This window comes from Acutalibacter sp. 1XD8-33 (assembly GCF_003612555.1).
In the GTDB taxonomy this organism is placed as follows: domain Bacteria; phylum Bacillota; class Clostridia; order Oscillospirales; family Acutalibacteraceae; genus Acutalibacter.
Window position 1 is genome coordinate 1 of record NZ_RAZF01000039.1, and the last position, 22,205, is coordinate 22,205.

A 22,205-nucleotide genomic window follows, 5' to 3' on the forward strand; every position below is an offset into this window, starting at 1 on the left:
TCTCAAGCTCTCACTCTCAAAGAATTCACGGGTCTTCCTGTCATCGTTGTTTAATTTTCAAGGTCCTTCAAGATTAAATTTGCGCGTTCCACGTAAATTCAATCTCGCCGAGTTTCAATCTCTTTAAGATTGAAACTCTTGGGCTCACTCCCCTCAGAGAACTCGCCCCGCCTCCTTCCGGTCCGCCCGTAGCTTTAAGTTTCCTTAGAAGCTCCTGGCATTCCGTCTCTTGACTGCGCTCTCTAGTCTCTCAAGCGCTCAACTATCTTACCATATCTCGGTCCCTTTGTCAAGCCCTTTTTTCAACTTTTTTCGTCGCCTTCCGTTTCCTTCCGGCCCCTCTCTCGAGCGCTTGACTATCTTATCATATCTCCTCCCGTTTGTCAACACCCTTTTTGAAAATTTTTCTTTTTTCTTTTCCGCCCCCTTTTGCGCTCTGTACAGAAGGGAATCCTTCTGCTATAATAGAGGTATAAGCCGGGCCCAGGGCGAGCCCTCCCCCCGCGCGGAGCCTTCTTCGCGGGCGCGCAGCTTCCTCTGCCCCCAAGGCCTCTGGCGCGCTATACAAAAGAACGCAGGCCTTTCGCCGCTTCTCTCTATTTTTGTGTACAGGAGGTCACCCATGCCCATCCGGATTCAGGCCGACCTGCCCGCCATTGAGGTGCTGGAGGCTGAAAACATCTTCGTCATGACCCACGAGCGGGCCGCCGTGCAGGACATCCGCCCGCTGAAAATCGCCATTCTCAACCTGATGCCCACCAAGATCGAGACCGAGACCCAGCTGCTGCGCCTGCTGGGCAACTCCCCCCTGCAAGTGGACGTGGAGCTGCTCCACCCCGCCAGCCACATCAGCAAAAACACCAGCCCCTCCCACCTGAACAAGTTCTACAAGACCTTCGGCGCCGTGCGGGATCAGCGCTTCGACGGCCTGATCGTCACCGGCGCGCCGGTGGAGAAGCTGCCTTTTGAAGAGGTGGACTACTGGGCCGAGATGTGCGCCCTGATGGAGTGGGCCAAAGAGAACGTGTACTCCACTCTCTATATCTGCTGGGGAGCTCAGGCCGGGCTCTACTACCACTATGGGATCCAGAAGCACCCCCTGCCGGAGAAACTCAGCGGCATCTATAACCACCGGGTCCTCAACCCCTACCACCCCTTGTTGCGGGGGTTCGACGACAACTACTTCGCCCCCCATTCCCGCTATACCCAGGTGCTGCTGGAGGACGTGGAGCGCTGCCCGGACCTGCTGCCTCTCTCGGTATCGGACCTTGCCGGGCTGCACATCTGCGCGGACCGCGCCGGACGGCGGATTTTCGTCACCGGCCACGCGGAGTACGACCGGGACACCCTGCGTAAGGAGTATTTCCGGGATCTGAACAAGGGACTCGGCCCCAAGGTGCCCTACAACTATTTCCCCGGGGACGACCCGGCCAGGACGCCCCCCTTCACCTGGCGGAGCAACGCCCACCTGCTGGTGTCCAACTGGCTGAACTACTATGTGTACCAGCAGACGCCCTATGATTTTATCTAGAGTCTGTTTGAAAATCAGGACGCGCTCCCTCAAAGCCGGAGCACAGAGACAACCGCATTCTAGCATTCTAAAAGTTTGGTCCATTTAAAATTGCCCGATAAAAAGGAGATCACCATCTATGCTATGCGACGGCGTTTTATTTGATCTGGACGGCACCCTCTGGGACTCCACCGGGGCCCTGGTGGACACCTGGCGGCTGGCGCTGGAGGGGGAGCCGGACATCCCTCACACCCCCACAAAGGAGGAGCTGGAGGGCGTCATGGGCATGACAGCCCCCCAGCTGATGAAAACCCTGTTCCCCCACCTGGGCCCGGACCGGGCGGCGGAGCTCTTTGAGAAATGCTGCCAGGTGGAGAACGAGTACCTGCGGGCCCACGGGGGGATTCTCTACGACGGCCTGGAGGAAACGCTTTCGGCCCTCTCGGCCCGGGTCCCCCTGGGCATTGTAAGCAACTGCAACTTGGAATACATCCCTTGCTTTCTGGAGGCCCACGGCCTTGAAAAATATTTCACGGATTGGGAGTGCATCGGCCGCACAGGCCTGGAAAAGTGGGAGAACATCCGGTTGGTGGCGGAGCGCTGCGGGATGGCCCGCCCGGTCTATGTGGGCGACACGGAGATGGACCGGGACGCCGCCCAAAAGGCGGGGGTCCCCTTTATCCACGCGGCCTATGGCTTCGGTCGGTTCGCCGCACCCCTCTCCATCGCGTCTCCCAGGGAGCTGGTGGGGCTGCTGGAGCTGGGCGAGTAACGAAAGGTCGTGGGGCTCTGGTCTCGCCTGCCGGCTCGGTCTTGCCCTTGACCTTTAACTCCTGAGAAGCGCAATTTTGGGTGTGCGAATAATAGTTAACACTCGCTCTGCTCGGTTAACTATCCGAGTTTTGCTCCGCAAAACTCTTACAAGAGGGGTGCGGAGAGTTCATCTCGTGTAACGAGATGAAACTCTTTTGCAACTGAATAAAAAGCACCCCTGAAAACCCGAACCCGCCTTTTGTTTACGACATTTCTTAGGGGCGCGCCCCAGGCGGAGTGCGTTCCGCTGGCTCTCGGCCCGCGAGGCTGGCTCTGTGCGTCTGGCACCCAGCTTGGCGAGTTTTGCGAAGCAAAACTCATGTCACATGACGAAGCCTAGCTTTATCCTCTCGCTATTCTTCGCGTCATGTGCCCCGCTCGGGTTCGTCCGCAGGACGAACCGCCGGGAGAAACGGGCAAGGCCCGTTTCCTCACGGCCATTTTGCGGCTTGCCGCAAAATGCGAGCGGGGCCGATTGGGCAAAAGCTGGGCGCACTGTCCGCCAGCTGAGCGCACGAGCGTACCAGACTTGGCAGAGTTTTGCTTTGCAAAACGAAAAGATAAACCGAGCAGCGCAAGCGCTTATCTTTTTGACACTACCGCGAAACCCAGCTTACTCCTCGCACATACCAGGCACGGTGTGCCGCCCATAAAAATCACCCCCAAAAAGAAAGGAGCCCCCATGGACATCAAACTGCTGTTTTCCAGCTATCCCTTCATCACCGGCCACGGGGTCACGCTGGCCCGCATGACGGACCTGGACCTGGAGGCCCTGTGGGATGTGATGGGCGACGAGGAGAACTTCCGCTACGCCCCCACCGGACCCCTCAGCGCCCCCGGCCAGTGCCAGGTCAAACTTCTCCAGGGCGAGGCCATGTTCCGGGACCGGATCGCCATCATCCTGGGCATCTATCCCAAGGGGGGCGGCAACCGCATGGCCGGCGTCTTTGAGATCTACAGCATCGACCCCCAAACCGAATCCGCCACCATCCGCTTCACCCTCAGCCGCCGGAATACCGGCCAGGGCTTTGCCAGCGGGGCGGTGCGGGCGGCGGTGGACTACCTGATGGCCACCATCGGCGTCCACCGCATCCAGGCCTACGTGCTGCCCACCAACTACCAGGGCGTCACCGTTCTGGAAAGGTGCGGCTTTGTGAAAGAGGGCGTCATCCGGGAGGGTTTTTTCTGGCCGGACAAGGGCATCGTGGACCTGTGCCTCTACTCCCTTCTGCCCACCGACCTGCGCAAAGCCCCCAATTCCCATCTGTTTTAGGGAAGCGCCTAGGCTCTCTCCCCTTCGCGCTCTGCCCGCAGCTCCCGCTTTTCCGCCTGGATCTGGGCGTAGCAGTCCATGCAGAACACAGGCCGGTCCTCCCGGGGCGGGAAAGGAATCAGCGCCTCTTGTCCGCAGCAGGCGCAGACCCCGCGGTAGACGGGCTTGCCCCTCTGTTTTTGCCGCATCCGGCAGCTTTTGCAGCGGGTGGGCGGTCTATACTGTTTCGCCTCGTAAAACTCCTGTTCCCCTGGGGTAAAGATGAATTTCTTGCCGCATTCCCGGCAGACCAAGGTCCGGTCCTCCCGCAGCTTCATGCTTCCGCCTCCTTTCTCTTCTTCGGTTCTATCGATCCTTCAGCTTTTTCCGCACCCGGTGCAGGGCGTTGTCAAAAGTTTTCAGGGACATCCCCGCTTTTTCCGCAATCTCCTCCCGCCGCCATCCTCCCAGGTACAAGCCCAGGGCCCGGCGCTCTAAGGGGGTGAGCAAGGTTTGGGCCCGCCGCCAGAACGCCTGGGCATTCTCCCGCAGCTCCAAAAGCTCCTCCGGGCTCTGCCCTCCCAGCTGGGGCAAGTCCCCGGCCGTATCCAGGGGCAGGGATTCGTTCAGGGGCCGGTTTCCCACGCTGTGATGGCTTCTGGCCGCGCTGGCCATGCGGTTATAGACGCACACCCCCGCATAGGTGCCAAAGCTGGCTCCTCCCTGGGGATTATAGGCCATTGCGGCGGCATACAAGCCCAGGAAGCCCTCCTGGATCAGGTCCTCCTTCTCCAAGCCGCCAGGTCTCGCAAACTGTCCCGCCCTGGCCCGCAGCAGCCCCAGATATCGGGCGCTCAGCTGGTCAAAGGCTTCGGGAGCCCCTGCCTGAACCGCCAGCGCCAGTTCCCCGTCGCCGGGCGTCCGGCCGCAGTTCTCTTCCATAGCGCCCCACCTCCCTTTTCACCGTCCCCCTTTCCCTGAGGATAGGCTGAACAGCATGAATCTTTGTTTTTTCCACCGCTGACTGGCGTTTGTCTGAAAATAGAGGAAATGACGTATTTTTGCCCAAAAGCGATCCATTTCAAGGTGGAGAACCGCTATAGTTAGCGTAGCTAACTATGCCAATCATCGCGACTGGCGAAGATTTCCAACGCAGAAAGTGGCCACTTATGGAAAAAGGACGGCCTTTTCGATTTTTCAAGCAAGCCCTAGAATCCGCTTTAAATTAAAACAGACGCCAAGCCTCCGTATGTTTTCCTCTCTCAGGCCAGCTCCGCCACCGTGACGCCGCTCTCCCCCTCGCCAAAGCCCCCCAGCCGGAAGCTCTTCACCTGGGGGCACCGCCGCAGATGCTTCTGCACCGCCGCCCGGAGCACCCCCGTCCCCTTGCCGTGGATGATGGTCACCTGGGGCAGGTTCATCCGCGCGGCACGGTCCAGAAACGCGTCCACCTCCATCAGGGCCTCGTCGCTGTTCATGCCCCGCAGGTCCAGGCTGGTAGAGGCCTCCGGCGTGGACACGGATTTCGTCACCATCCGGCCCTTGGGCCTCTCCTGCCCCTGCTCCCCCAAAAGCCGCAGCTCCTCCACCGGCACCCGGGTCTTGATGATCCCCGCCTGCACCAGCACCTGTCCCTCTCTGGGCTCCTCCAGCACCGTGGCCTTCTTGTCGATATCCACCAGAAGCACGCTGTCGCCGGGCTTCAGCTCCCGGGGCAGCCGGTAGTCCTCTCTGGGCCTCTGCCGGTGTACCGGGTCCGCCGCAGACTCCAGGTCCCGCATCCCGGAGCGCAGCCGGGCCTTCTGCTCCGCCGAGAGGGCCTTGTTCTGCTGGCGGCGGAGCTCCTCCAGCTCGTTGAGCATGGCGTCCGCCTGACGGCGGGTTTTCTGCACGATCTGCGCCGCCTCCTGCCGGGCCTGCTCCAGCTCCCGCCGGGCCTGAAGCCCAGCCTCCGCCTGTCTGGCCTCCGCCTGGCGCACGCTGTCCCGTGCCCGGTCCGCCGCCCTGCGGGCCACGTCCAGCTCGTCCTCCAGCTTCCGGCGGTCCTCCTCCAGACGGCCCACCACCTGCTCGAACACGCTGCTCTCCCGGGACACCAGCTCCCCGGCCCGGTCCACGATCCGCCCCTCCATGCCCAGCCGCCGGGAGATGGCGAAGGCGTTGGACTTGCCCGGCACGCCGATCAAGAGCCGGTAGGTGGGCCGCAGGCTCTCCACGTCGAACTCGCAGCAGCCGTTTTCCACCCCAGGGGTCTGGAGGGCGTAGGCCTTCAGCTCCGCGTAGTGGGTGGTGCAGGCCAGACAGACGCCCTTGCCCCGCAGCTCCTCAATGATGGCCGTGGCCAGGGCAGCCCCCTCCACCGGGTCCGTGCCGGCCCCCAGCTCGTCCAGGAGCACAAGGCTCCTCTCGTCCGCCACAGAGAGGATGTGAATGATATTTGTCATATGGGCGGAGAAGGTGGACAGGCTCTGCTCGATGCTCTGCTCGTCCCCGATGTCCGCCAGGATGTGGTGGAACACGGACACCCGGCTCCCCGCCCCGGCGGGAATCATCAGCCCGCACATGGCCATCAGGCTCAACAGGCCGATGGTCTTGAGGGCCACGGTCTTGCCGCCGGTGTTGGGCCCGGTGATGATCAGGGTGTCGAAGTCCTTTCCCAAGGAAATATCCGTGGGCACCACCTTGTCTTTGTGGATCAGGGGATGCCGGGCGGCGTGGAGCACGGTGACTCCGTCCTCGCCGATTTCCGGGGAAATGGCCTTCATCCGGTAGGCCACCTGGGCTTTCGCGAAGATCACGTTCAGCTCCACGGCGCACTGGTAGCTGTGGATAATGCCGTCGGCGAACTCCCCGGCCTCGGCGGAGAGCTCCCGGAGAATGCGGTTGATCTCTTCCAGCTCCTCGGACTGGAGGACCCGGATCTCATTGTTGGCCTCCACCACGCTCATGGGCTCCACAAAAACCGTGGCCCCGCTGGCGGAGGTGTCGTGGACCAGACCGGGCACCTCCCCCCGGAACTCGGCCTTTACCGGCACCACATAGCGGCCGCCTCGCTGGGTGATGATGCTCTCCTGCAAGTGCTTCTGGTGGGCGGAGGAGCGCACCAGCTTTTCCAGCTGGTCCCTGGCCCGGGCGGAGGCGTTGCGGATTTTCCGGCGGATATTGGCAAGGGCCGGGGAGGCGCTGTCCGCCATCTCCTCCTCGTTGACGATGCAGGTGAAGATCTTCTCCTCTAAGTACTTATTTGGGGCCAGCACGTGGAAGCGGTCCGTGAGGGCGGTCCTCATCCCGGCGGACTTGTCGTGCCAGCTCTGCAGGGCTCGGATAGACCGCAGGGTCCCCGCCACGTCCAGCAGCTCCCGCATTCCCAGGGAGCCCCCGGCCTGGGCCCGGCGCAGGGGGTTGGACACGTTTTTCAGGTCCCGGAAGCTGGGCCCGCCGAACTTGGCCATCAGCACGAAGGCGGCGTCCGTCTCCTCCAGGAGCAGCCGGGCCTCCCCGGCGGTTCTGGCGGGCTGAATTTTCCGGGCCAGCTCCGCCGCGTCGTCGCAGGCGGTTTCGGCCACCACCAGCTCTAAGATTTTGTCCAGCTCTAACGCTTTATAATTTTTGTCCATAAATTACCTTTCTCTTTCCTTCTATCTCACACTTTTGTAAAACTCCAACGTTCGAAGCTCCTTTTGCAGCACGCTCATCATATAGGCTTCCGCCCCATCGGAGAGAGCCTTCAAGGAATCCGGCGAAAGGCTGAAAAAGAAGATTTTTTCAAAATCCGAATAAATAATATGGCGCATAGCCGTCAACGCCCCCACGTTCAGCGCCAGGGCCGGCGCGCCCTTGTTCTGATAGCAGTCCCGGCAGTAGATTTCCCCCCGATCCACCCGAAAAAGCATCTGCTCGTCCTGATATTTCCCGCAGGCGGCGCAGCCCAACAGGTCCGGCATATAGCCGGAGAGGGCCAGCATACGCAGCTCTACCACGGGCTTGAGCATCTGATAGGGCCGTTCCGCGCCGCACAAGAAATGCAGGGCGTTGAGCATCAGCCGCAGGTATTCCCCGGCCTCCGCCCCTTCCGGGGCCAGCTCCTCCGCCAGCTGGCAGAAATACATGCCCAGCGCCTGGCGTTCCATCTGGAAGTGGATCTGGAAAAAGCTCTCCAGAGGCCTGGCGGCATCGATTATGTAGCTCTCCCGGCCCTTATATAGATGCAGGTGGGAGTAGCACATCAGTCCGGTGGCGGAGCTTCGGCTGTCTTTCAGGTTCTTTGCCCGGCGCACAAAAGCCCGCACCACGCCCTCGTCACGGGTGAGCGCCTTCACCAGCCGGTCCCCCTCCCCCACCACAGCCATATTTCGGATGATTAAGCCCGTTGTCTGAATCTTCGTTCCCATAGCCTGTCCTCTCTGTGGGCGGAAGGCCCTCTGCTCCATTCCGAATCTGCGTATATCGGATGTAATCTTCTACCCGCCCCGACCGGACGAAGCAAGTCCATGCCTGTTTCTCGTTCACTGCAAACGCCTCCCCGCTGATTCCGCGTTTCGGCCCTTTCTTTGGGCCTGTCGCCAAAAACCATTAAAGAATCGAATCAAGTTGATTGGCTACATAAAAAGTATTTGCAGGTTTTCCCCAGGTATGAGCGGAAAAAATATCTTTTATCCACAAATTTCGACGGACTTTTCCCCCAAAATGTGCTTCTGCCTCTTTCCCGTATATTGTACCTTTTCTTCGTGGAATACGCAAGCCTTTTTGGCAAAAAAAGCGGGGCGCCTCTGTGGGCAGGACGCGATATGTGGGACCAGCCTCGCGGAATTTTCCACAGGAAAACTCCTGATCCACGGCGAAATCCAGCTATCTCATTTCGCCATTCTTCGCGCCGTGGGCCGCGCTGGCCACTTCTAACCGGCAGCTTGTCCATCGCGGGCGAAGTTTAAACCCAACTCGAACACATCTCGAAATCCAGCCTGTGACGTAAAAAAGAGCACCTCGGATATTCCGAAATGCTCTAGATGTATAGTCCGCGATGGAGCAGCTATCTCCTAGCACCGGCGAACGCGCTACTTTGCGCGACCCCGCGACTTGCCTGCGGGGGCACTCCGCCGTCAGTCCTCGTCCTTGGCGGGGTTGGCCCGGGCCGCAAGCCTCTTGCCCAAAAACAGCAGGAACACCGCCGCCATGCACAGGCCCGAGATCAGCCCCGCCCCCAGGCTGGTGAGAGCGCCGTTTTCCAAGAGGGCCTGCCCCTCGGCAAAAATATGTATACTGCCCAAAATTAGCAACACTCCTCCGCAGATTCCAAAGAAGATATACAGGATATTCTGGCGGCTCCCTCTGGGCGTGATGTCCCGCAGGATCATCTCCCCTATGCCCAGGGTGGCCCCGGCCCAGAAAATCAGGATGTTCTCCCACATGCCCTGGGCCCAGACGATCCCCTCCTCCTTAAGGAAGCCGTTACACAGCAGCAGCGCCAGCACCAGAATCAGCATGTGCTTGTACACGTCTCCCCGCAGCAGCAGCTGCCGCTCGTCCAGCTCGAACTCTCCAAACAGGCATTTTCTCTTCATTGCGATCATCCTTTCGTTTCATTTTCGGGCCAGAACAGCCCGTCCAAAGTGGTGCCCAGCACCCGGCAGATCTCCACGCACAGGCGCACCGTGGGGTTATAGTCCCCCTTCTCAATGGCGACCACCGTCTGGCGGGTCACCCCTACCGCGTCGGCCAGGTCCTGCTGGGTCAGGCCCTTTGCCGCCCGTGCGGCCTTCATCTTGAGATTCTTCGCCAAGCCATCACCTCCATGGCTCTATTGTAAATTATCTCTGTCATAAAGTCAAGTATAATTTACAAAAAGATTTCTATAATACACACGTGCACAAAAAAAGAGCACCTCGGGAATTCCGAAATGCTCTGATTTGGATCACGGGGATACCTCGTCCGCGATGGATCAGCTATCTCTCAGCACCGGCGAGTGCGTCGCTTTGCACGACGTCGCGTCTTGCCAGCGGGGGCTCCCCGCTATTTCTGGCTTCCCAGCTTTGTGAGCAGGGACACGATGATCGCGATCAGGCCGATGACCACGAAGATCCCCAGCATCCCCTTACCCATGATCCCCAGGGCCTCCACGATGTCCGGGTCCAGGGTGGTGAAAATCGCCGTGGGCCCGTCCGCCCCGCCGATGATCCCTATGTCCAGCATATGTTGCAGCATATATTTCCCTCCGTTTTTTGAAGTATGAGAAGGCCTCCGGCACGCCCGCCGTTGGCTGGTTCCGATTTCCAGGGGTGCTTTTTATTCAGTTGCAAAAGAGTTTCATCTCGTTACACGAGATGAACTCTCCGCACCCCTCTTGCAAGAGTTTTGCAAAGCAAAACTCGGATAGTTAACCGAGCAGAGCGAGTGTTAACTATTATTCACACACCAAAAATACGCTTCTCAGGTGTTAAGGTCAAGGATAAGACCGTGGAGCTCCGCTCCACACCTCGCAAACTTTTTGAAAAAAGTTTGATCAAAAACTTTTACCCTAGACAGCTTTCCTCACGGGTCCAGCCATATGCCGCGATGGAGCAGCTATCTCCCAGCAGTGGCGAGCGCGCACACGGCGCGGCGAATGGCGAAAAGAGAGAGCTTGGTTGCGCCGTGTGTCATGAGTTTTCCTGCGGAAAACTCTGTCAAGCTGGTTCCAGACCCTGCGTCTTACCCCGTCACATAAAGAAGCCTAAGACGATCCCCCCCGCCACGGCGGAGGCAATTTGGCCGGACACGTTGGCCCCCACCGCGTGCATCAGCAGGTGGTTCTGGTTGTCCTCGGCAATGCCCATCTTCTCCACCACCCGGGCGGACATGGGGAACGCCGAAATCCCCGCCGCGCCGATCATGGGGTTGATCTTGGTCTTGGTGAACAGGTTCAGCAGCTTGGCGAAGAGCACCCCACCAATGGTGTCGAAAACGAAGGCGAACAACCCCAGCCCCATGATCATCAGGGTCTCCACCGTAACGAACCGCTCCGCCCGCATGGAGAAGGAGATGGTGATGCCCAGCAACAGGGTCACCAGATTGGCAAGATCGTTCTGGGCGGTCTCAGAGAGCCGGTTCAGCACGCCGCATTCCCGGATCAGGTTGCCGAACATCAGGAAGCCCACCAGGCTCACAGAGGCCGGCGCCACCAGCCCCGCCACAAAGGTGACGATGATGGGGAACAGAATCCGGGTGGTCTTGCTCACGGCGGCCGGACGGTAGTCCATGCGGATGGCCCGCTCCTTTTTGGTGGTGACAGCCTTGATGGCCAGGGGCTGGATGATGGGCACCAGGGCCATGTAGGAGTAGGCCGCCACGGCGATGGGGCCGATGTAGTTGGACCGGAGCACCTGGCTCACCAGGATGGAGGTGGGCCCGTCCGCCGCGCCGATGATGCCTATGGACGCCGCGTCCCGGATGTCGAAGCCCAGCGCCGCCGCCAGCACGATGGTGAGGAAAATGCCGAACTGGGCCGCCGCCCCGAAGAGGAACATCCGGGGGTTGGAGAGCAGGGGGCCGAAGTCGATCATGGCCCCGATGCCGATGAAGAGCAGCAGGGGGAACGCCTCGGAGGCCTCGATCCCCGTCTCGAACAGCCACTGGATGATGCCCTGGGTCTCCCCCACGCCCTGCATGGTCTGGTTCAGCACGCCGGACAGGGGCAGGTTCACCAGAATCGCCCCGAATCCCATGGGCAGCAGCAGGGCGGGCTCGTAGTCTTTTTTGATCGCCAGCCAGATGAGCGCCGCGCCCACCAGATACATCACCACCTGCTGCCACGTCACCGACAACAGGCCTTCCCATAAAAATTCCATACGTTCTCCCTCTCTTTCTTGATTTCCACGCAACCGCGCCCAAAGACCTTGGAGGCGTTGCCTCCAAACCTCCACCACCTTTGAAAAGGTGGACGAAACTTTTACCCACTCCTCGCTTTGTTCGTCGTGAACGTTTTGCGTTTTTTTGCCCAGCTAACCTAACAACCGTAAAAGTTTTGCAGACTTCGCTCTGCGAAGTCTTAGCTTTCTTCAAAAGCTCGTGGGAGTTTGAGGGGTGAGCGTCTGCCAGTGGCAGACAAGCTGCGAACCGACCGAAGCGGCAGCTGAGACTCAACGCCCTCAAGGTCTTAAACTCCTAAGAAGCGCATTTTTTGAAGGTGAATTGGCGCGTAGCGCCAAGAGGAAACTTTTTGCAAGAAAAGAAGTTTCCTAGCTCCGGAATCAGCCGGCTCCGGGCATCCAGCACCCCGCTTCGCGCCATGTCCCGGAACCCGCCAGCTCTGGGCGCAGTATCCCAGCCAAAAAGTTCCCGCCCGGCTGTGTGCCTGTCACCAAGCTGCCCCGCGCACTGTTCCCCCCATATAAACTCTAGAAAAGCATGACTATCCGGCCTGTCTCTCTAGTTTGCCCAAAGCCCCGCCGGATAGCCGGGATAGAAAAAAAATTAGACCTGTGCCATTTGGCCCGAAGGCCTCCTGCGCACAGGTCTGGTCGTTTCAAGCTAACCCAGAACGAGCCCCTTGGCTCGTCCATGATTGTTGACTTAGCTGCTGCGCGGTCCCACGGGCCCGACACAGCCGACTACTCCCCCATAACGGAAATATTCTAGCATATTCCGGCGGATTTGTCAAGGATTATTCTTCTCCGTCCTCATCCTCCTGGGGCCCGTCGGACTCGATGTCCTCGAAGTCGTCCTCATCGAAATCGAACTCAAGGGTCTCACCGCAATGGGGGCACACCATTGTTTCCTCGTCCAGCATTTCATCGGTGAGCTGGATGGTCTCCCCGCAGCTGGGGCAGATGGCCTCGAATTCCATGTCCTCGTGGTGGCAGCCGCATCCGCAGCCCTCGTGATGGTGGTGGCCGCAACCGCAATCGTCCCCGTCCAGGCCGTAGTACTCCTCCTCCAGGCTTCCCAGATCCTGGTCGATCTCGTCCACCTGGTCCGCCATCTCCTCATACTGGTCCTCCAGCTCCTCTACGGATACACTCAGGTCCTCCAGCAGTTCCACCATGGCATTAAATATTTTTGTCTCCTTGGCCTTGGGGTCCAGCTCCATGCCGTCCATCAAGCCCTTGATGTAAGAAGCGCGCTCTGAATTGGTCATTTCTCTCCCTCTCTTTCGCTGTGGTGTTTGAGCCTCCGGCAAGGTCGTGGGGCTTTGAGTCTCGCCTGCCGGCTCGGTCGGCGACGGGAAATCGCCACCGGCGATTGTCGCCCCCACACCCCACAAGGAGCCTAGACGCCTGAGACTTGGCTTTGCCAAGTCTTTGACCGCGTAATGTCATTCCTCATTTCATTCGTCGTGAAAGTTTTGCGGAACAACATCGACCGAACCGGCAAGTGAGACAGGCCCCTGGCCAGCTGAGAGCGCCCGCACCCAGCTTGACAGAGTTTTGCGAAGCAAAACTCATGACACACCGCGAAACCCAGCCTGCTCATTTCACCTCGCTTGGCGCGGTGTGCCGAAGGCCTTCCAATACTCAAAAAACTTATCTTAATTTGCGCCCGAAAAGTTTCGCGCTTTTGCTCCGCAAAATGCAGTTCGGAGAACTGCAAGCGAAACTTGGGAGCTAATAACAAATAAATTCTCGATTTATTTGTTATTATGCTCTTTCCATATACTCGCCGGTGCGGGTGTCGATGCGGACCATCTCGCCCTCGTTGATGAACAGGGGCACGCGGATCTCCGCGCCGGTCTCCACGGTGGCGGGCTTCAGGGTGTTGGTGGCGGTATCGCCCTTCACGCCGGGCTCGGTCTTGGTGATCTCCAGCTCCACGAAGTTGGGGGGCTCCACGCCGAACACATTGCCCTTGTAGGAGAGCACCTTGCACTCCATGTTCTCCTTCACGAACTTGAAGTTGTCGGAGAGCTCGCTCTTGTTGATGGGGATCTGCTCGTAGGACTCGGTGTCCATGAAGTAGTAGAGGTCCCCGTCGCTGTAGAGGTACTGCATGTCCTTGCGCTCGATAAAGGCGGTGGGGAATTTGTCGCTGGGGTTGAAGGTGCGCTCGGTGACCGCGCCGGAGATCACGTTGCGGATCTTGGTGCGCACAAAGGCCGCGCCCTTGCCCGGCTTCACGTGCTGGAACTCGATGATGGAGTAGACGCCTCCGTCCATCTCAAAGGTCACGCCGTTTCTGAAATCGCCTGCTGTTACCATGAAAAAAACCTCCCAAATTATTCTTGCCAGGTTGTCCGGCTTTTATTCTAATATATCTCGCGGCTGAATTCAAGGAGAATCCGCTATTTTTTCTTCAGAACGCAAAATTCCGCCCCGAAAGCTCCCCCCTCTTACAGCTCAATCAGCTCCTTGGGGGACTTGGTGAGGCTGCGGCAGCCGTCCGCGGTGACCAGCAGCATGTCCTCAATGCGCACGCCGTACTGGGCGGGCAGGTAGATGCCCGGCTCGTCGGTGATCACCATGCCCTCGGCGCAGAGGGTGGTGTCTCGGTGGGAGAAGACCGGCCACTCGTGGATCTCGAAGCCCACCCCATGGCCCAGGCCGTGGCCGAAGGTGCCGGGGTAGTCCTTCTCGATGATATCCCGGGCGATCTTGTCCATATCGCAGCAGGGCACGCCGGGCTTCACCGCGTCGATGACCGCCAGCTGGGCCTGGAGCACGGTCTCGTAGACCTTGCGCTGCTCGTCGCTGACCTTGCCGAAGGCCACGGTGCGGGTCATGTCGGAGTGGTAGCCGTCCAGCATGGCGCCGGTGTCCATGGTGATGAAGTCGCCCTTCTGCACGGTGTTCAGGCTGGGCACGGCGTGGCACTGGGAGCCGTTCTTGCCCGCGGCCACGATCAGGTCGAAGGCCACGTTCTCCGCGCCGTTCTTCCGCATGAAGAACTCGATCTCCAGGGCCAGATCCCGCTCGGTGACGCCCTCCTTGATGAAGGGCAGGATGTGCTGGAAGGCGGCGTCGGTGATGGCCTGGGCGGCCTCGATCTTCTTCACCTCTTCGGGGGACTTGATCATCCGCTGGTCCTTGATGGCATTGTCCAGGGTCTCGTCCAGCACGGTCTCGATGCCCTTCTCCCCGAAGGCCTTTTCAAACTTCCTGGCCTCGGCCACGGAGAGCTTGTTGATCTCCATGTAGACCTGCTTCACGCCGTGCTTCTCCATCAGCTCCAGCAGCTTCTCCATGAAGTTCTTGAAGCCCGTGACGGTGCAGTTTTTGGCGGAATAGCCCGCCGCCTCCTCATAGCGGAAGTCCTGGAGCAGGTAGGCCTCCTCCGCCGTGATCAGCAGCGCCCCCGCGTCGGAGGGAAATTCTGTGAAATAGCGGCGGTTGCGCTCGGAATAGACCAGAATGGCCTTCTGGCTGTCCGCCCCAATGAGCTTTTCCCGGATTCGTTCCACCGGATTTTTCATGTGATATCATCCTTCCAAAGATAATTTTTGTGGAGTACGTGTCGGCCTCCGGCGGCTTAGGGGCGTTGCCCCTAAGAACCCCACAAACTTTTTGAAAAAGTTTGATCAAAAATTTTTACCCTGGCTAGTTTTCTCGCACTCAGCTAACCAGCGTAAAAGTTTCGTCAACCTTTTCAAAGGTTGCGGGGTTTTCAGGGGTGGAACCCCTGAACCGCCGGAGGCCACACAGTATTACTACTAAAACATACCTTCTCACAGATCCTTCTCCGCGAATTTTTCCCGCAGGCCCCGCTCGAAGAACCGCCGGACCCGAAAGCTCAGGCCCTCCTCGGGCTCCAGGGGGGTCAACAGCACAGAGCGCATCCCACACAGGTTCGCGCCCACCACGTCGGTGAAGATCTGGTCGCCGATGATGGCGCAGTCCCGGCAGCGAAGCCCCAGCTTCCTCGCCCCACGCAGGTAGCCGAAGGGCAAAGGCTTCATGGCGAAGCTGATGTAGGAAAGCCCGAACCGGGCCGCGAAGGGCCCCACCCGCTTTTTGTAGTTGTTGGAGACAATCAGCACCCGGAACCCGGCCTCCTCCAGAGAGCGGGCCCATTCTACCGCGCCGGGGAGCGGCTGGTGGGAGGTGTAGGCCGCGATGGTGTTGTCCACGTCCAGCAGAAGGGCCTTCACGCCCATCTGCCGCAGAAACGCCGGGGTGATGTCCAGAGCCAGGGGCTTTATGGCGGTCGGTGTAAAAATACCCATTTGTTTTTCTCCAGCACGGAACAAAAAAGCGGGCGCTTGGCCCGCTTTTTCTGGTTTGCAGCCCAAAGCCAGAAACCCCGGCCCTGGGAACGCGCCGGAAGCTCTCCGGCGGTAAACTCTCTTACTTGTACTTGCGCTTGCGGGCCGCTTCAGACTTCTTCTTGCGCTTTACCGAGGGCTTTTCATAAGCCTCCCGCTTGCGAACTTCCTGAATCACGCCGGCGCGGGCGCACTGTTTCTTGAAGCGCCGCAGAGCACTGTCCAGGGACTCATTTTCCTTGAGCCGTATCTCAGCCATCCATATCCCTCCCATCCGCCCAAAAGGCAGGGGTCTATGTCGTAAATATAGCAATACAACATAGACATTATAGCTCCAACCCAACAGCTTGTCAACCCCTAGGAAGCAGACTTTTTTTATTGTTACGATTTATTCATTTTTCCATTCTTTCTTACTTTTATAAAGGCGCGCGGGAAGCCTTTCCGTATACAAGGTCTTTCCGCCCGCGGGGAAAGACCCCCATTTCCCCCTCCCCAGAGCATTCTCTAGCACCGCGCTCCTACTTTTTCATGTCCCGGGACCTTTTCTGGGCCCGGCCCAGATGCTCGTCATACTTCGCGCCCATAATCCGGAAATAGAGCTCGAATCCCAGGCAGAGAATCAGAAACGCTGCCAGAAAGATCACGACAAAGCTGACCCAGGCCCCGGGCCGCTCCATGGGAAACCACCGGAACACCCAGGCAAACGCCAAGACAACGGCGAAAACCAGCGGGCAGAAAATTCCCAGGCGCAGGCCATAGTTGAGCTTTTTCAGGACCTGCCCGGAGAAGAACACATACTGCAAAAGGGTGATGACGCCGCACATGGCCAGCAGCTGCCAGATCAGAGAATACGCCATGCTCTCCCCGCCGGTCAGCCAGTCGATGGCCGAATAGATACAGACCGCGCCGGTAAAGCTCAGGCATCCCCAGGTTTTCAGCTCTCCCACAAACCGCAAAAACTTTTTCATAGCATAACCGCCTTTCTAAAAAAATGACAAATGGATACTTTTTAAGAGTATGTTTTGGCCTCTGGCAGCTGGGAGGGCTTCTCACCTGCCGGTTCGGTCGGTGCTGAACGGTCTCCACAGGAGACCAGCCCCCCCCCCAGACCCCTGACCAGCTGTAAACTTGGCGTTGCCAAGTTTCGGCCAGCTAGACCGGCCAAAGCCGTCCAGGATAAAAGTTTTGTAGACTTCGCGTAGCGAATGTCTTACTTTTCTCAAAAGCGGCGTGGTGTGGAGCAGCGCTCCACGATCTTGCCGTAGCCGCGTTCTTTGTGGCGGAGGCCACACAGTATTACTCTTAGAAAGTATAATTGAGAGATCGTGTGCGTAGCCACTTGTCTCTCAGAAAATATAGCAAGCTACAGCCCCAACCGCTTTTTCAGGGCCCCGGCGTACTGCCGGGACACGAACAGCGCCTCGCCGCCCTCCATGGTCAGCCGCAGCCGCCCGCCCAGGTCCGGCCGCAGGGAGCGGATGGCGTTGAAATTCACCACCGCCGACTTGGACGCCCGGAAGAAGTCCCTCTCCCGCAGCCGTTCCTCCAACTCATAGAGCCGCAGGGGCGTCTCGTAGACCTCTTCCCGGGTATAGAGGAACGTCCTTTTGTCCACGGCCTCAATGTAGATCACCTCTCCCGGCTCCAGCGGAAAAGCCTGGCCCTCCCGCCAGCCGGTGAGTTTCTCGCGGCGGGCGGCACAGCCGTCCAGGGCCTCCAGCACCCGGCGCGCCGGTGCGCCGGAAGCCTCCCGGCAACGGATCACCACCTCCAGCTCCTCAAGCGCCCCATCCTCTTCAATCCGTATCTTCATATCGTCCTCCTTTCTTCGTTCTGTGTTCTGTCCATGTAGTTAATTTACTTATAGTATAGCCAGGGAAACTCCCCATTGCAACGGCTTTTGCCCCACCTGCGCCCCCGGCCTCCCAACCTGCCGGAATCCCCGCACAAAAAAAGAAAGCCGCCCCAAGGGCGGCCTTCTTCAGTTGGGCAAGACGGGGTTCTCATAATAGAAATTCACCAGCTCGTTCAGCTGCCGGAAAAACTCCGGGCTCCCATAGAACCAGATCTCCCCGATGAGCAGCCGGTTCCATTTCATGTCAAAAAAACCACATGTACTTGCTCGGGCTCTCTATCGCCTTATCGCTGTCCGGCGTGCCCGACCGGTCCGGGGGGCAGATCTGCGTTGGCTTGGCCCTCAGCCTGATAGACCCTCTTGTCTCTGGAGGGCAGCTGTCATCGAAAGAGAAGAACAAGCCATAGAACGGTTCCGGCTCCCAGGTCCAGTGCCACCAGCGAAAGGAGTTCAGGAGCTCCGCCACCCGGCCTGGATCGGCATCGGCATAGGCCGCCTCGCGGCCCGTTTCCCCCACAGGGTGAATGATGACGCTCTCCAGCTTCTCGGGGTCGATATTAAAAATCCGGTCCTCCTTGGGGGTTTTCACCAGAAAGCCGCTCTCCGACCCCTCCAGCCGGTAAAACGCCCAAAGCCGGTAGACCTTGGCGTACTCCACATGAAACAGCGCCCCCATGGCAAACCAAGAGGCAGAGCTCCGCCGCGAGGATCCTGCGCCGCGCTTTCCAGGAGAGCCTGCGGAAGGGTTTCTCCTGCTTCGGGGAGAACTTGGGAGGCGTGGATGCTGGCGCTCGGTTTCGTTTCATACACGGATGCTCCTTTCTATTTCACTCCACCGTGAAGCGGAGGATCCGGCAGCGGCTTCCCTGTTCCAGGGCCAATCCGTAGCAGCCGGTGAGGTAGGGCTCGTCCCCGTCCCGTGCGGTGAGGAGCAGCTCCCCGTCCACCAAGAGCCGGATCTCCTCCCCCCGCACCTCCACGGTGAGAGCGTAGTCCCGGCCGTTCTCCCAGGAGAAGGGCGCTTCCGCCAGGGCACGCAGGGTCCGCCGGTTCTTCAAAATCACCAGCTTGTCCCCCCGGAAGCCCGCCCAGTAGCCCCGGATGGCCCCCTGGGCCCGGATCATCACCATATGGCTCCGGCCGGTCTGGGGGCGGATGTGGGCCGTCACCCGGTAGTCCCCGAAGTCCCGGCCCCCGGTGAACAGCTCCCCGTGGTCCGCGCAGCTGCCATAAGCCGCTCCCTCCCGGAACTCCCAGATACCCTTGGAGTTGGAGGTCTGGCCCAGCTCGGTGTGGAAGCCCGTCCAGCGCTCAATGCCCGCCTTGGCGAAGTCCAGGGTGTATCGGGCCCTGCCCTCATAGGTGAGATAGTCGATATAGACGGTGGCCCGCTCCCCGGCGGGGACCTCCACCCCCACCCGCTGGATACACCCGTCCGAAGGGGGCAGCTCCAGCCGCAGCAGGGTCCAGCCCTCCACTAGCGCCGCCTCCCCGTAGAGATTCTGCCCGGCGTAGGCATCGTGGGCAAAGGGGCGCAGGGAAACCGGCCGGTCTGCCCTGACCCGAAGCACCACCGTCTGGCCTGGAAATACCTCCGGCGTGAAGGAGGGGGTGTACCGGTCGTCGCTGAAATCCTCCGGGCGGTAGTAGGTCTGGCGGTACACCTCTACCGGCCAGGACCCGGCCTCCACCTCTGCTCTCAGGCAGCGGCCCCCATAGGCGTTCTCGCAGGCAATATTGGAAAAGGCGCAGTTCCCGCCCAGCGCCCGGAAGGTGTGGGTACTCTCCGGCAGGGCAAAGGAGAACCGGGGCGCGGTCCCCTCCAGGAGCTCCCGGCAGGCCTCCGGATAGGGCTCCCCCGCCACCCGGTAGCCCAGAGAGGCCAGATAGAAGGCGTCGTTGGCGATGTCCCGCAGATTCATGCAGCCCAGCACGCTGGAGCACACCAGCAGGTCCCCGATGGGCTCCCGCCAGGACTTGCCGATCCCCTCCAGGCCCACCATCACCCCCAGGATGCAGCCCACATTGGCCACGTTGCAGTCCGTGTCCCAGCCGCACATATTGCAGATGTTGATGGACCGGGAGAAGTCCCCGCCCCCATAGAGCAGGGACAGCAGGACCACCGCAGCGTTGGGGATGATATGGCAGGCCCCGGGATAGCGGTCGTAGCCGTAGTTGGCCTTTATAAAGGCGAAGCAGTCCCGCCAGTTCTCCGGATGGTCCTGGTGGAAGCGGAGCACGTCCCCGGCCATACGCCGGTACTGGCAGTCCTCCGGGATCACAGAGAGCCCGGCCTGGATCACCTCGTGGACATCCCGGCTGGCAAAGGCCGCGCTGACGCAGGCGGCGATGAACATGCCCCCGTAGATCCCGTTGCCCCCGTGGGTGACGGAGGCCATTTTGGCGGCGTAGCGGGCGGCCCGGCGGTAGTCGCAGGGGTTCACCAGACCCCAGGTGTCGATGAAAATCTGCCCCCCGATCTGCTCCGCCACAGCCTCCCCGTTCAGCTCCGCCGAACCGGAGAGAGGAGCGTCGATGCCGTGGGCCAGATTGAGATAAGCGGTGTGCTCCGTGGAGTTTCCATAGCCGCCCCACCAGAAGAAGCCGTGCTCCCAGGGCACGTAATTCAGCACACCCTCCCCCATCTCCTTGGGGGTAATCTCCTCGGTACAAGTAGAATCCTCCAGAGCCCGGATGAAGAAGATGGGGCCATTGCTGTCGTCGTCCGCGGCGAAATTCTTAAACCGGAACAGGTAATCCCGGATTTCCCCATAGGTTTCGGCGATTTTCTCATAGGACCAGCCCTCGATGTTGGAGCCATGGCGGATGCCGATGATCTTACCATACCATCCGGCATAAACCCTCTCGATATAGTCAGCGGGAATCTGCATGTTCGTGCCTCCTTGGTTCTGAAAGATTTTATTAGATATAGCATAGCATAACTTTTTGAGAAAGTACAGTAGCTTTGTTCAAATTTCTAAATTCAGGACAGAATCTGCTTTTTCTGGGGGGATTTCCTGGCAGGGCGTCCGCTTTCTATCCGGATGCAAAGCAGGCTCCCGCGCAAAAAACTCTTGCTAAATTTCCCCTGTTGTGCTATGATTATTTCTAGAAAGTCCGGAGGGCGGCTGATCTGCCGTCTCAGACTTGCAGGGACCATTAGCTCAGTTGGTTAGAGCAACCGGCTCATAACCGGTCGGTCCGGGGTTCGAGTCCCTGATGGTCCACCATCCTAGGAAAGCCAAAAAGATATTTGGGCAAAAAACCGCGTAGTTACGCGGTTTTTTGCATCTCAAAAGCCTGGATTTCGAAAGCGCCGAAACATGGATGTAAAAATGGTCCTTTGGCTTTGCGGCAGAAACCGAACTCTCACATCAACAGAATAAAGAAGACAAGAGGGCCAGCGGAGATGATCTGCTGGCCCTCTCGCCGTAAAAACACATAGCCGGTCGCTGGGGAACTCTCCCCGAAAACAAGCAACCGGCTTTTTTATTTCAGGAAGGAGCTGAACCTATGGTAACCCTAAAAATCTGGCATGGCCCTATGCGAACTACTCTGACTTTCCCCCTGTGCGAAACCGAACTTCAAACGGCGCTGGTCAAGGCATTCCGCACCGCGCCATTCAAAGTCACCGCCGACAATGTGTTCCCAGAGGCGCTAGCCCTGCTGAATGGGAAGGAAATTGATCTGGACAAGCTGAACTTCCTCGCCAAAAACCTCGATCGGTTCACCCCATATGAGCAAGACCAATTTTGGGCGGCGATGCAGATAGAGCAGCCTTCCGACCTCAAGGCGCTCATCAACCTCGCCTTTAATATAGAAAGGTACACGCTGGTGCAAAACGTCATTGACCTTGCCGCTGTGGGCAGGAAATATCTGCTCAATAAGATGGGCGCTCTGCCCACCTCAGAGGTTGACAACCTCAACTTCGAGCAGGCAGGCCGTGACCTGCTGACCAGCGGGGATGGGACTCCCACCACCTACGGCCTGCTCTTCACAAGCGGGGACGTGCCGTACCACGAAGTCTACTATGTCGCCACGTTTCCCTACTGTGAACCCCGCCGGGATGTTGTTGCCGTCGCACAGATGGAGTACGGTTCTGAAACCGAGTATTTGTACCTGCCGGAGGGCGAGTTGGACGAGCACCTGGAACCCCATCAAGGCATGGGCGGTATGTAAAAGGAGGTTTTCAAGATGAACGAATGGGATAGGCTGCACAGGCAAGCAGAGCGCTACAAGGCTGAGTACCCCAGCGGCACTCGAATCATGCTGCTGAGTATGGGCGAGGATATGCACCGCGTCGAGGATAACATGCGAGGCACCGTAATTGCCGTGGACGATATGGGCACCCTCTACTGCAAATTTGACAATGGCCGGGCGCCGGGGCTTATCCCCAGTGAGGACTCCTTCCGTAAGCTGACAGCGGAAGAACTGGCAGAAGAACAGGAGCCGGACATGGACTAGGATGAAAATTTCGGCATGAAATAATGTGAAAAAAATTGAAAAGCTGCGCTTTTCAACTTTCCAAGTTTTATGTAAGCGAAAAATAGATTCGAACCCTCGTAAAAAAGGAAAAAAGCAAGAGCGGTTCCCATAAGGAGCCGCT

22 protein-coding genes and 1 tRNA gene are annotated in these 22,205 nt (G+C 59.1%); 6 read left to right on the forward strand and 17 right to left on the reverse strand.

What is annotated here, in order from left to right; translation table 11 throughout:
- Window positions 1-622 precede the first annotated feature (622 nt).
- The 3 genes from metA (at window position 623) to D7X94_RS15855 (ending at window position 3,596) form a co-directional block, all read left to right on the forward strand.
- Window positions 623-1,531: a homoserine O-acetyltransferase MetA gene (gene metA, locus D7X94_RS15845; protein ID WP_120428597.1), complete on the forward strand. Its 909-nt coding sequence runs from the start codon at window positions 623-625 to the stop codon at window positions 1,529-1,531.
- A 118-nt stretch (window positions 1,532-1,649) separates the two neighbouring features.
- The gene (locus D7X94_RS15850; protein ID WP_120428598.1) at window positions 1,650-2,282 is read left to right on the forward strand and encodes an HAD family hydrolase; all 633 of its coding nucleotides are present in this window, start codon (window positions 1,650-1,652) and stop codon (window positions 2,280-2,282) included.
- A 723-nt stretch (window positions 2,283-3,005) separates the two neighbouring features.
- A complete protein-coding gene (locus tag D7X94_RS15855; RefSeq protein WP_158591059.1) occupies window positions 3,006-3,596 on the forward strand; it encodes a GNAT family N-acetyltransferase in 591 nt (196 codons plus the stop codon).
- An 8-nt stretch (window positions 3,597-3,604) separates the two neighbouring features.
- Here the strand turns inward: D7X94_RS15855 and D7X94_RS15860 are convergent, their stop codons facing one another.
- The 17 genes from D7X94_RS15860 to D7X94_RS15945 all read right to left on the reverse strand — a co-directional run bounded on the left by D7X94_RS15860 (window position 3,605) and on the right by D7X94_RS15945 (window position 20,490).
- On the reverse strand, window positions 3,605-3,913 hold the full coding sequence (locus tag D7X94_RS15860) for a zinc-ribbon domain containing protein (protein ID WP_442857920.1): 309 nt from the start codon (window positions 3,911-3,913) through the stop codon (window positions 3,605-3,607).
- A gap of 28 nt (window positions 3,914-3,941) precedes the next feature.
- A complete protein-coding gene (locus D7X94_RS15865) occupies window positions 3,942-4,517 on the reverse strand; it encodes a sigma-70 family RNA polymerase sigma factor (protein ID WP_120428600.1) in 576 nt (191 codons plus the stop codon).
- Window positions 4,518-4,837: 320 nt separating this feature from the next.
- Complete coding sequence (locus D7X94_RS15870; RefSeq protein ID WP_120428601.1) at window positions 4,838-7,192, reverse strand: endonuclease MutS2; 2,355 nt, start codon at window positions 7,190-7,192, stop codon at window positions 4,838-4,840.
- Window positions 7,193-7,213: 21 nt separating this feature from the next.
- Complete coding sequence (gene recO, locus D7X94_RS15875; RefSeq protein ID WP_120428602.1) at window positions 7,214-7,966, reverse strand: DNA repair protein RecO; 753 nt, start codon at window positions 7,964-7,966, stop codon at window positions 7,214-7,216.
- Between the two features lie 708 nt (window positions 7,967-8,674).
- Complete coding sequence (locus tag D7X94_RS15885) at window positions 8,675-9,136, reverse strand: hypothetical protein (protein WP_120428606.1); 462 nt, start codon at window positions 9,134-9,136, stop codon at window positions 8,675-8,677.
- A gap of 5 nt (window positions 9,137-9,141) precedes the next feature.
- A complete protein-coding gene (locus D7X94_RS15890; RefSeq protein ID WP_120428630.1) occupies window positions 9,142-9,336 on the reverse strand; it encodes a helix-turn-helix transcriptional regulator in 195 nt (64 codons plus the stop codon).
- Between the two features lie 248 nt (window positions 9,337-9,584).
- Window positions 9,585-9,776 (reverse strand): sodium ion-translocating decarboxylase subunit beta, encoded by a 192-nt coding sequence (locus D7X94_RS19350; RefSeq protein ID WP_243111358.1) that lies wholly within the window; start codon window positions 9,774-9,776, stop codon window positions 9,585-9,587.
- A 494-nt stretch (window positions 9,777-10,270) separates the two neighbouring features.
- Window positions 10,271-11,398 (reverse strand): sodium ion-translocating decarboxylase subunit beta, encoded by a 1,128-nt coding sequence (locus tag D7X94_RS15900; RefSeq protein ID WP_120428608.1) that lies wholly within the window; start codon window positions 11,396-11,398, stop codon window positions 10,271-10,273.
- Window positions 11,399-12,213: 815 nt separating this feature from the next.
- Window positions 12,214-12,687, reverse strand: coding sequence for a CD1247 N-terminal domain-containing protein (locus tag D7X94_RS15905; protein ID WP_120428610.1), 474 nt, complete (start codon window positions 12,685-12,687; stop codon window positions 12,214-12,216).
- 499 nt (window positions 12,688-13,186) lie between these two features.
- On the reverse strand, window positions 13,187-13,744 hold the full coding sequence (gene efp, locus D7X94_RS15910) for an elongation factor P (RefSeq protein WP_120428612.1): 558 nt from the start codon (window positions 13,742-13,744) through the stop codon (window positions 13,187-13,189).
- Between the two features lie 131 nt (window positions 13,745-13,875).
- Window positions 13,876-14,955 (reverse strand): M24 family metallopeptidase, encoded by a 1,080-nt coding sequence (locus D7X94_RS15915; protein WP_120428614.1) that lies wholly within the window; start codon window positions 14,953-14,955, stop codon window positions 13,876-13,878.
- Window positions 14,956-15,207: 252 nt separating this feature from the next.
- On the reverse strand, window positions 15,208-15,705 hold the full coding sequence (locus D7X94_RS15920) for a YqeG family HAD IIIA-type phosphatase (RefSeq protein WP_120428616.1): 498 nt from the start codon (window positions 15,703-15,705) through the stop codon (window positions 15,208-15,210).
- A 121-nt stretch (window positions 15,706-15,826) separates the two neighbouring features.
- On the reverse strand, window positions 15,827-16,003 hold the full coding sequence (gene rpsU / locus D7X94_RS15925) for a 30S ribosomal protein S21 (RefSeq protein ID WP_016404966.1): 177 nt from the start codon (window positions 16,001-16,003) through the stop codon (window positions 15,827-15,829).
- A gap of 259 nt (window positions 16,004-16,262) precedes the next feature.
- On the reverse strand, window positions 16,263-16,712 hold the full coding sequence (locus tag D7X94_RS15930) for a hypothetical protein (RefSeq protein ID WP_120428618.1): 450 nt from the start codon (window positions 16,710-16,712) through the stop codon (window positions 16,263-16,265).
- Window positions 16,713-17,107: 395 nt separating this feature from the next.
- The gene (locus tag D7X94_RS15935) at window positions 17,108-17,557 is read right to left on the reverse strand and encodes a LytTR family DNA-binding domain-containing protein (RefSeq protein WP_120428620.1); all 450 of its coding nucleotides are present in this window, start codon (window positions 17,555-17,557) and stop codon (window positions 17,108-17,110) included.
- A 286-nt stretch (window positions 17,558-17,843) separates the two neighbouring features.
- On the reverse strand, window positions 17,844-18,257 hold the full coding sequence (locus D7X94_RS15940; RefSeq protein ID WP_147401763.1) for a hypothetical protein: 414 nt from the start codon (window positions 18,255-18,257) through the stop codon (window positions 17,844-17,846).
- A gap of 169 nt (window positions 18,258-18,426) precedes the next feature.
- Window positions 18,427-20,490: an ADP-ribosylglycohydrolase family protein gene (locus D7X94_RS15945; RefSeq protein ID WP_120428622.1), complete on the reverse strand. Its 2,064-nt coding sequence runs from the start codon at window positions 20,488-20,490 to the stop codon at window positions 18,427-18,429.
- Window positions 20,491-20,752: 262 nt separating this feature from the next.
- Between D7X94_RS15945 and D7X94_RS15950 the strand changes: the two genes are divergently transcribed.
- The 3 genes from D7X94_RS15950 to D7X94_RS15960 all read left to right on the forward strand — a co-directional run bounded on the left by D7X94_RS15950 (window position 20,753) and on the right by D7X94_RS15960 (window position 22,063).
- Window positions 20,753-20,829 (forward strand) — tRNA-Ile (locus D7X94_RS15950).
- Window positions 20,830-21,112: 283 nt separating this feature from the next.
- Window positions 21,113-21,778: a hypothetical protein gene (locus D7X94_RS15955; RefSeq protein WP_120428624.1), complete on the forward strand. Its 666-nt coding sequence runs from the start codon at window positions 21,113-21,115 to the stop codon at window positions 21,776-21,778.
- A 15-nt stretch (window positions 21,779-21,793) separates the two neighbouring features.
- Window positions 21,794-22,063, forward strand: coding sequence for a DUF4314 domain-containing protein (locus tag D7X94_RS15960; protein WP_120428626.1), 270 nt, complete (start codon window positions 21,794-21,796; stop codon window positions 22,061-22,063).
- Window positions 22,064-22,205 lie beyond the last annotated feature (142 nt).

Bases quoted from the DNA above. Each gene is read 5' to 3' on its own strand.
- D7X94_RS15850 (WP_120428598.1), top strand. From the start codon at position 1,650: ATGCTATGCGACGGCGTTTTATTTGATCTGGACGGCACCCTCTGGGAC.
- D7X94_RS15960 (WP_120428626.1), top strand. From the start codon at position 21,794: ATGAACGAATGGGATAGGCTGCACAGGCAAGCAGAGCGCTACAAGGCT.
- D7X94_RS15900 (WP_120428608.1), bottom strand. From the start codon at position 11,398: ATGGAATTTTTATGGGAAGGCCTGTTGTCGGTGACGTGGCAGCAGGTG.
- rpsU (WP_016404966.1), bottom strand. From the start codon at position 16,003: ATGGCTGAGATACGGCTCAAGGAAAATGAGTCCCTGGACAGTGCTCTG.
- D7X94_RS15905 (WP_120428610.1), bottom strand. From the start codon at position 12,687: ATGACCAATTCAGAGCGCGCTTCTTACATCAAGGGCTTGATGGACGGC.
- metA (WP_120428597.1), top strand. From the start codon at position 623: ATGCCCATCCGGATTCAGGCCGACCTGCCCGCCATTGAGGTGCTGGAG.
- D7X94_RS15885 (WP_120428606.1), bottom strand. From the start codon at position 9,136: ATGAAGAGAAAATGCCTGTTTGGAGAGTTCGAGCTGGACGAGCGGCAG.
- D7X94_RS15935 (WP_120428620.1), bottom strand. From the start codon at position 17,557: ATGAAGATACGGATTGAAGAGGATGGGGCGCTTGAGGAGCTGGAGGTG.
- D7X94_RS15890 (WP_120428630.1), bottom strand. From the start codon at position 9,336: ATGAAGGCCGCACGGGCGGCAAAGGGCCTGACCCAGCAGGACCTGGCC.
- D7X94_RS15930 (WP_120428618.1), bottom strand. From the start codon at position 16,712: ATGAAAAAGTTTTTGCGGTTTGTGGGAGAGCTGAAAACCTGGGGATGC.
- D7X94_RS15955 (WP_120428624.1), top strand. From the start codon at position 21,113: ATGGTAACCCTAAAAATCTGGCATGGCCCTATGCGAACTACTCTGACT.
- efp (WP_120428612.1), bottom strand. From the start codon at position 13,744: ATGGTAACAGCAGGCGATTTCAGAAACGGCGTGACCTTTGAGATGGAC.
- recO (WP_120428602.1), bottom strand. From the start codon at position 7,966: ATGGGAACGAAGATTCAGACAACGGGCTTAATCATCCGAAATATGGCT.
- D7X94_RS15945 (WP_120428622.1), bottom strand. From the start codon at position 20,490: ATGCAGATTCCCGCTGACTATATCGAGAGGGTTTATGCCGGATGGTAT.
- D7X94_RS15920 (WP_120428616.1), bottom strand. From the start codon at position 15,705: ATGGGTATTTTTACACCGACCGCCATAAAGCCCCTGGCTCTGGACATC.
- D7X94_RS15855 (WP_158591059.1), top strand. From the start codon at position 3,006: ATGGACATCAAACTGCTGTTTTCCAGCTATCCCTTCATCACCGGCCAC.
- D7X94_RS15860 (WP_442857920.1), bottom strand. From the start codon at position 3,913: ATGAAGCTGCGGGAGGACCGGACCTTGGTCTGCCGGGAATGCGGCAAG.
- D7X94_RS19350 (WP_243111358.1), bottom strand. From the start codon at position 9,776: ATGCTGCAACATATGCTGGACATAGGGATCATCGGCGGGGCGGACGGG.
- D7X94_RS15865 (WP_120428600.1), bottom strand. From the start codon at position 4,517: ATGGAAGAGAACTGCGGCCGGACGCCCGGCGACGGGGAACTGGCGCTG.
- D7X94_RS15870 (WP_120428601.1), bottom strand. From the start codon at position 7,192: ATGGACAAAAATTATAAAGCGTTAGAGCTGGACAAAATCTTAGAGCTG.
- D7X94_RS15915 (WP_120428614.1), bottom strand. From the start codon at position 14,955: ATGAAAAATCCGGTGGAACGAATCCGGGAAAAGCTCATTGGGGCGGAC.